The sequence below is a fragment of the Nostoc sp. FACHB-892 genome (genome assembly GCF_014698795.1).
In the GTDB taxonomy this organism is placed as follows: Bacteria; Cyanobacteriota; Cyanobacteriia; order Cyanobacteriales; family Nostocaceae; genus Nostoc.
Genome location: NZ_JACJTR010000107.1, coordinates 1 through 7,501, shown reverse-complemented (window position 1 = coordinate 7,501; position 7,501 = coordinate 1). Strand labels below are relative to the sequence as shown.

The 7,501-nt window shown below is 40.0% G+C and carries 7 protein-coding genes and 3 pseudogenes; 4 read left to right on the top strand and 6 right to left on the bottom strand.

Annotated elements, in window-relative coordinates; all coding sequences use genetic code 11:
• Positions 1-106, top strand: a pseudogene (locus H6G96_RS39575) (IS5/IS1182 family transposase); the annotation flags it as partial.
• A 12-nt stretch (positions 107-118) separates the two neighbouring features.
• Complete coding sequence (locus H6G96_RS39570) at positions 119-1,030, top strand: CHAT domain-containing protein (RefSeq protein WP_190919969.1); 912 nt, start codon at positions 119-121, stop codon at positions 1,028-1,030.
• 183 nt (positions 1,031-1,213) lie between these two features.
• Here H6G96_RS39570 and H6G96_RS39565 read toward each other — a convergent pair whose 3' ends face one another.
• The 4 genes from H6G96_RS39565 to H6G96_RS39550 form a co-directional block, all read right to left on the bottom strand.
• A complete protein-coding gene (locus H6G96_RS39565) occupies positions 1,214-1,408 on the bottom strand; it encodes a hypothetical protein (RefSeq protein WP_190919967.1) in 195 nt (64 codons plus the stop codon).
• Positions 1,409-1,529: 121 nt separating this feature from the next.
• Positions 1,530-2,519 carry an aromatic ring-hydroxylating dioxygenase subunit alpha gene (locus tag H6G96_RS39560; RefSeq protein ID WP_190919965.1) on the bottom strand — a complete coding sequence of 330 codons (990 nt, stop codon included), beginning with the start codon at positions 2,517-2,519 and terminating at the stop codon, positions 1,530-1,532.
• A 571-nt stretch (positions 2,520-3,090) separates the two neighbouring features.
• Positions 3,091-3,744 (bottom strand): hypothetical protein, encoded by a 654-nt coding sequence (locus tag H6G96_RS39555; protein WP_190919963.1) that lies wholly within the window; start codon positions 3,742-3,744, stop codon positions 3,091-3,093.
• Between the two features lie 102 nt (positions 3,745-3,846).
• Positions 3,847-4,944 (bottom strand): aromatic ring-hydroxylating dioxygenase subunit alpha, encoded by a 1,098-nt coding sequence (locus H6G96_RS39550; RefSeq protein ID WP_190919961.1) that lies wholly within the window; start codon positions 4,942-4,944, stop codon positions 3,847-3,849.
• Between the two features lie 172 nt (positions 4,945-5,116).
• Between H6G96_RS39550 and H6G96_RS39545 the strand changes: the two are divergent.
• Positions 5,117-5,459: pseudogene (locus H6G96_RS39545) on the top strand (transposase); the annotation flags it as partial.
• Positions 5,460-5,596: 137 nt separating this feature from the next.
• On the opposite strand, the gene H6G96_RS39540 reads toward H6G96_RS39545, so the two are convergent.
• Positions 5,597-6,556, bottom strand: coding sequence for a calcium-binding protein (locus tag H6G96_RS39540; protein WP_190919959.1), 960 nt, complete (start codon positions 6,554-6,556; stop codon positions 5,597-5,599).
• 216 nt (positions 6,557-6,772) lie between these two features.
• Positions 6,773-6,902, bottom strand: a pseudogene (locus H6G96_RS42145) (transposase); the annotation flags it as partial.
• Between the two features lie 416 nt (positions 6,903-7,318).
• On the opposite strand from H6G96_RS42145, the gene H6G96_RS39535 reads away from it, so the two are divergent.
• A complete protein-coding gene (locus H6G96_RS39535; protein ID WP_190919957.1) occupies positions 7,319-7,459 on the top strand; it encodes a hypothetical protein in 141 nt (46 codons plus the stop codon).
• Positions 7,460-7,501: the final 42 nt, after the last annotated feature.

Genomic DNA, 7,501 nt, shown 5'->3' with positions numbered 1-7,501 from the left:
ACGACGTTTCTTTGATAATCAAGCTGTTGAATTATTTCTCCAATGTGCTGCGCTTAACCGCATGATCCAGTTAGGCAAGCCGGACAGTTACAAAGTAGAAAACTAATACTACTCCACTATCGGATTAGTATGTCTTTTTTTCATTCACGCAACAAAGCCGAAAGATTTACCCGTTGCTAGCCGAGAGCCTGATGTTAAGCAACTCTCACAACAGTTATATGACTGGTTAATTAAACCTATTGAATCAGATTTTGCAAACAAAGGTATAACTTCCCTAGTGTTTGTCCTGGATGGTTCTTTGCGGAATATCCCAATGGCGATTCTTTATGATCAGCAACAGCAGAAATATCTGATAGAAAAGTATGCTATTTCTTTGATGCCTGGACTACAACTCCTTGCTCCTAAGTCTTTAAACAACGTGCAGTTAAACCTTTTAATTGCTGGGGTTGAGCAAGAACGCTTGATTGAAGGTAAATCTTTTTCGGAACTTTCAAATGTTACACAAGAATTAAAACAAGTTCAATTTGAAGTTAAATCAAGCAAAGAACTCTTAAATCAAGAGTTCACCAAAGCTAATCTGCAAAACCAAATTCAATCTACTCCTTTCTCAGTAGTGCATCTAGCTACTCATGGGCAATTTAGCTCAGATATTGAACAAACCTATATTCTTACCTGGGATAGCCTACTAAAAGTTAGGGAGTTAGATAGTTTACTACGGGCTAGAGGCGAAAGCCGAACAGAAACAATTGAATTACTCGTACTTAGTGCTTGTAAAACTGCTACAGGAGACAAACGAGCTGCTTTAGGACTAGCTGGAGTTGCGGTACGGGCAGGCGCACGTAGTACATTAGCTACTTTGTGGACAATAGATGATGAGTCTACTAGTGAATTTATGGGGGAATTATATCGGCAATTAGATGCTGGAGCCACTAAAGCTCAAGCTCTGCAACGCGCTCAACTTGCAATTCTAGCGAAAGAAAATCGCCCATATTTTTGGGCACCTTATGTTCTTCTAGGTAATTGGTTGTAATTATTTAACAATAAAGAAGGTAAAATTTAAGAGTTAAAATTGGTGAATTTACCTTTTAGCGATTAGTGGGCGTAGCTATTTGATTGTAGGAATAAAAACGGTTTTATCTAAAGGTATTAAGCATTGTCGATCGCTCTTTTAAAAAAACTTTGCGATTTACTAAAATTACAAGAATATACACCTCTATTCTTGCTTAACTATCTTCACAGGGAGCCAAAGTGTCGAACAAGCAGGTAAAACTTGCACTGGAAACAGCAATTGCTCTGCGATGTCTGCGGCGGGCGTAGCCATCGCTAGCTCTTCTCCCAAAGAAAATGCCCAAGAATGCCTACGATTTATGGGCGTGACACTGAAAAATCTCGCCAGCACTATGAACATATTTACGCGCTCGAAGCTGCGATAAAGGTTTTACTGCACCCATGTCAAAGTCTGAAAAATGGTTGAGTAAAGCAACCGCCGCTTGGTTAAAGAAAAGATGCGTCCTTCATGACTTAAAGGCTCAAAATGGCGCAGTCGCCCAGCCCATGTCTAGGCATTTTTTGCGTAGTTTGCGATAGGCAAGTGATAAGGCATCAGAGGAAGTATGAATTTCATCCGTTAAATTGTAAGGAATTATTTTAGGGCGTTGAGACTCAACCACTAGTTTATCTTCCTGATTAATTTTTAAACTATACTTTTTAAAAATGGCATCTGCCCAAGGCTGAGTTAAGAAACTACGAAATTGAATGAACTTAGAAACGGTAGTGTGTTCATCAATGGGAACATGAGCAACAAAAGTTATAAACCTTTCAAAATCACTGTAAATGATGTTGGGCATATAGAAAGAACGTATTGTCTTGATTTCTGGGTGATTCTTACGGTGAGTGTATTTCCAAAAAATACCTTTAGGGGTGTGCTGTTTGAGATGAATCAAGCTACTCCCACCCCAATCTTCTAGATTTGCTTCATATTCTGGAAGCTGCGGTTGTTGGGTCATGCCACTACCAAAAGAATTAGCATGAACAAAAGCTGAGTGAGCCGGATCAATAGAGTTTTCAACTAAGCGGGTATAGTGAGCATTCCACTTAAACTCGAATTGCACAGATCGTAAAGTTGGGTCTTTTACTTCGGGAAAAGATGGCAGCGGGGGACATTCTCTTTGAAGGAGGTCTCCCCAGAATAGCCAGACAAAACCATATTTTTCTTGAACTGGGTAAGTAATTAAACGCGCTTTCTTAGATATAGGCACCCCTGGTTGATTAGCAGGAATTTCAATACAAGTACCGTCTGCTTGATATTTCCACCCATGATAGGGACAACGGATACAATCATTTTCTAACCAGCCATTGGATAAAGCAGCACCACGATGGGGGCACTGATCTAAGAAAGCCACTACCTGTTTTTGTGAGTTACGGTACAGAACAAACTGCTGGCTTAAAAGAGGAACTCGCTTAGGCTTGTCGGTAATAACTGAGCTGAACTCACATGCATACCAAAAGTTTTTTAACACATTTACCTCCCGCTTCTGCATTCAGAGAACGCAATCAAATCACCATGAAAATTGTTTATCTGACATATCGTTACCAACCACTGACGAGGTGGTTCCCATTTCAATAAGTTACACAAACATCAACATAACTAAATACCGCATCTGCCCACACTACGGCATCGCTTGACTCTTTATTAGAATCATTCTTTCTCAATCACAGCTTGTTTGGAAATTTACCCATTAATGTTGGTGTTAACTACTACTAGTACGTCAAAAAAATTCAAAATTCACGCATTATCAATTCAAAATTACAATTAGTGTGGGCTGCTGAAACCCGCCACTGATAGCGTAGCGTCTTGTAGACCACTGATTCTTTGAATCAGTGCTTGCTCTGACTCGAACGCAAGTGCGTTTCCGTTAGGAGAAGGATAATTATTCAAAATTATTCTTATTATTCCTAAGTGAATTTTGAATTTTGAATTCAAAAAATAGCCCTGTTCCAACAATTTTGGGTTGGCAGACTACTACTGGAATAAAGGTTAGCACCGGATAAAGTATCGATATTATTAGCGAATGGTTGGTGAAATTGAAATCAGTATATTATTAGCTGTGTTGTTAGCAGAGCCGAAATAAATACAAAATCAACTGCTGAACTAATTAGAGTACCAAAAATGCGTGTAGGCAAAGCATTTCCAGAAAACATAACAAGTGTTCCCACCAACATCCACGGCCAATTAATTTCACGCCAGATAAAGAATCCCATCACAGCTACCAATAAGGCAGTCAAGATTGGCAGCATCGGTAAGCCACAGCTTTTAGGTTTATAACGCAAGCTACCTCCAAAAGTTATCGGTACTAGTTCTAAACCAACAAAGTCCTTTACCAACCCAAATGTAATCAGTCCCAGAGCGATCGCCCAGCATCCATAGTACACAGTTGGGTTATTTACCCATACAACACCAGCATTGCTTGCTAGCTTGACAGCGACTACCACCAATAGCGGTACAAATAAATTATGTAACAGAAAGCGCAAGCGATTAAGCGATTTCAACAAAGCACCTTGCTCAATGAAACGACCGATAGAAATTATAAAATTGTCATAAGTCATTCCAGTTAACACCAGGGCTAGCAATGTTGTATTAATGTTGTACGAGTGTCTAAATAAGCTAAAGCTCCAAATTGCTAACCCCAAATTAGCAAATGTATAAATTGGATACAAAAAAGTCGCCATCTCTGCATTTTTCATATTATTATCACAATGTGTATATATCTTGAGAATCAGGTCTGGCAGCAAATATTTTTAGCCTTCTTTGTGAATTTAGCTAATAGTATTTTTTGCTAAAAAATATTAGCTGTTCCCTAACGTAGCAATCTCATGAATTCGCTGATATAGAAAATCTGTTGATGTTTGACCATCTGCATAATCTTGTGTAGGGACATCAGATTCCTTACCCCAGCCCATATCTAGACACTTCTTTCGAAGCTTGCGATAGGCTATGGATAAGTTGTCTGAGGGAACATGGAGTTCATCAGCTAAATGATTAGGCACAACTTTGGGAATTTGAGACTCAATAATTGGCTTATCCTCTAACATGGTTTTCAAAGCCCGCTTTCGCGCATCCTGATCCGCAAACGGTAATGTTATAAAATTACGAAGAACGATCCACTTAGTGAGCGTTGTGTTATCGTCAATCGGGATATGAGCAATAAAGAGAATTATTCTGAAATCACCAATAGGAAAGTCAAATTCCAATCGGCTAATACTAGGCATAAAAAAGGAGAGCGTTACTTTCAGAGGGCGTGAGTTTTGTTTGTTGAGTATAGTTTTCCAAAAACCTTTAATTTTTTTGGGCTGATTTGCTGTGATAGTAGCACTTGCACTCCACTCTCCTAGGCGCACATCATACTCTTCAATACTCGGCTGCTGAGTGATACCACTGCCGATAGAATTATGATGAATAAAAGGCACATGAGAAATATCAATCGCGTTTTCTAATACACGAGTATAATGAGCGTTCCATTGCAATTCGCCATAAACACTACGCCAACCAAGAGTATCAAATTCAGGAAGTGATGGAATTGGGGGACGTTCTTTTTCAGGAAGGTCTCCCCAGAACAACCAGATAAAACCGTATTTCTCTTGAACTGGATAAGTATTTAAACGTGCTTTCTTAGGAATAGGCACACTTGGTTGATTAGCAGGAATTTCAATACAAGTACCGTCTGCTTGATATTTCCAACCATGATACGGACAACGAATACAGTCACCTTCCACCCAGCCATTAGATAGAGATGCCCCACGATGAGGACATCTATCTAACAAAGCAAACACTTTTCCTTGAGAGTTGCGGTATAGTACAAACTCTTGGTTGAGCATAGTTAACTGCTTAGGCTTGTTTTTAATAGTTGAACTGAATTCACAGGCATACCAAAAGTTTGTTAGCATTGCTTATTTCTATTTTTAAATCAATGGATGCAATATCCCGGATTTCTCACCACACCTCTCAAAGCCTGCGCTTATGCTCTTGAGCAGGGGAGAGTTCAAATACCCGGTTCTTTCCCCTCCGCCCCTCTGCTCCATCAAAGCAGAGAAGCTTGTGAGAAATGCGGGAATATCAAGTGTTGCTCAATGGGTTAATCTTGCAGGAGCAAAAGCCGCCCACTTTTTACGTTCTTTGCGTGATAAAGCAAGCCAATGGTGGTATTTTCTTGACTACCCTGAAGTCTCTCCTGATAACAATCAGGCTGAACGTTCCCAACGGAGTGGCTGTGACGAAACATAAAGTTAGTGGTGGCTCCCGTTCAATGGACAGGTTTAAACCCACTGCTAAGAAAGTTAACTGTGGTGCAAACCTCTCGCCGTCAAAATCGGTCTGTAATTGATTTTTTTGTCCAAAGTCCAAACTACAGGCTAATTCTTATAATTATCTGTCTTGCCCATGCCTGCTTCCTAAATATTAGACCTGAATCCTTACATTCCGCTATTTAAAATGGATGAATGAACAAGTTTATCCGAAACATTACGTTTGATTTTCCGTCTCTTTAGATGTACGGAGTTTTTTCAGAAATCAAATACTAGTTCTATAGTGATAATGTGTTTAGACGAAATCAAAGCCACTGCTAAAATCTGAAATTGAAACTCCTTCAAGAACCGCGATTAAGTCGTTGTTAAAAGATATCCCTGTCCCTACGGCATTATTAATAGAGATAATACCCAAGCTAAAGGTAGATTCAGGTAGTTCAATAGAGTCCTGGCTGATATTGAAGTCAGTAATCAGGGCGTAGTCACTATTATTGCCATTATTATAGAAAATTTCATTACCTGCTCCCAAAACAAAGGTATCGCCATTAGCCCCGCCAGTTAAAATATCAATCTCGTTAACAATCGATCCAAATCCTGGGGCAAAAGGTTCAACGCCGATCAGGCGATCGCTCCCATCACCACCCAATAAAGAGTCGTTTCCTGCTCCACCAATCAATAAGTCTGTGCCAGTTTCACCAGTAAGGGTGTCATTTCCAACTCCAGTCCCACCAAATACGGTGTCGTTCCCAGCCTCACCCTGAACAAGATCATTGCCTGCATCACCATTGAGTTGGTCAAAACTCCCGCCACCTGATACCGTGTCATTCCCAGTACCCGCAAAAACTCGATCATTTCCAGCGTCGCCAGAAATTACGTCGGCGCCATCAGAGCCATTGAGAATGTCATCTCCATCATTCCCATTAATGCTGTCATTCCCTGCATCACCGAAAATGCGGTCATTGTCATTGTTACCAATGATGCGATCATTGCCGTCCCCTCCATTGAGCACGTCAACGCCATTGTCCCCATCAATGGAGTCGTTCCCAGCATCTCCAAATACTAAATCGTCGCCATCCCCACCATCAATTGTGTCGTTTCCTGCTCCAGCAACGATCAGGTCTTCGTCATCGTTACCAAAGATTACGTCGTCACCGGTTAAGGCTACAATCGTATCGTCATCATCGAAAGCATCTATGCGATCGTTGCCAATAGTGCCAGCAAGAAAATCGCCCTCATTTGTACCAATAATATCCATGTGTTTTTTCCTTTCAACTTTCAGGAATTGATTTCAAAAGGCATCAGTAATTTTCAGCCATGTTCCGTCTTTGCGCCAGTTACGATACTAAAAACGGCTTGAAACTTGACTTTTCAAGAATTGTTAAAAGCATTATTAAGAAAAGCTTCCATCCGCTTTAATAAAAGTCTAGCTATTAGCCGTTTGCAGTAGAAAATAGCTGTATACCGTCTGCTATACGGGAAAGTCACCGGGTAAAGCTCGCCATCGCACTCCCTCTACAAGAACATAAAAGAAAGATCGCGTTGAGAACTTGCCACATATTGACTTCATGCTTCCGACCGCCGGGTTTTGGTTCTGGAATCATGTCACTGAGAAATTCATATTGGGCACAGGTTAGATTGTTAGGGTAAGCTTTACTTCCCCTTCGCGGAGCGTTCCATAGGGAAGGAAAGGCAGCAACAAAGTAGTTTTACTGCGAACGGATAATAGCTGGGGTTTTGTATTAACATCTGTGAACGTTACCTGATAAAGGTTTTAGCAATTATTGAAAAGTTCAGATCCAAGCCGTTTTCAGTATCGTCAAGTATTAGACAAGTATTGAAGTACTTCTATTTATCTATCAGCTTTTTTAGGTGGGTTTTTATGCAAAATTTGGATTTTGTTACAAAACTTTAAGTAGATCAATGTAAACTTTCGTGACAATAAAAATTCTTTTGCATAAAATTTGCCCTTTGTTGCCAGAAATAAATAGAGAGGGAAAGCAAACTTTTGGAGTGCTAAATGAATCAAACCTCATTTGATGAAATAGATGTTTTGCCTCAACAACTAGCTTCAATAGCGCAGGAATCCCTGCACATGGCTCAACCTAATTTGTACTATCGCTTTAATCAACCTCTTACTTGTAAATCAGGACAAAACTAAAAAGTTATGAAAACTGTCGTTCAAGCCTAATTGATAACAAGT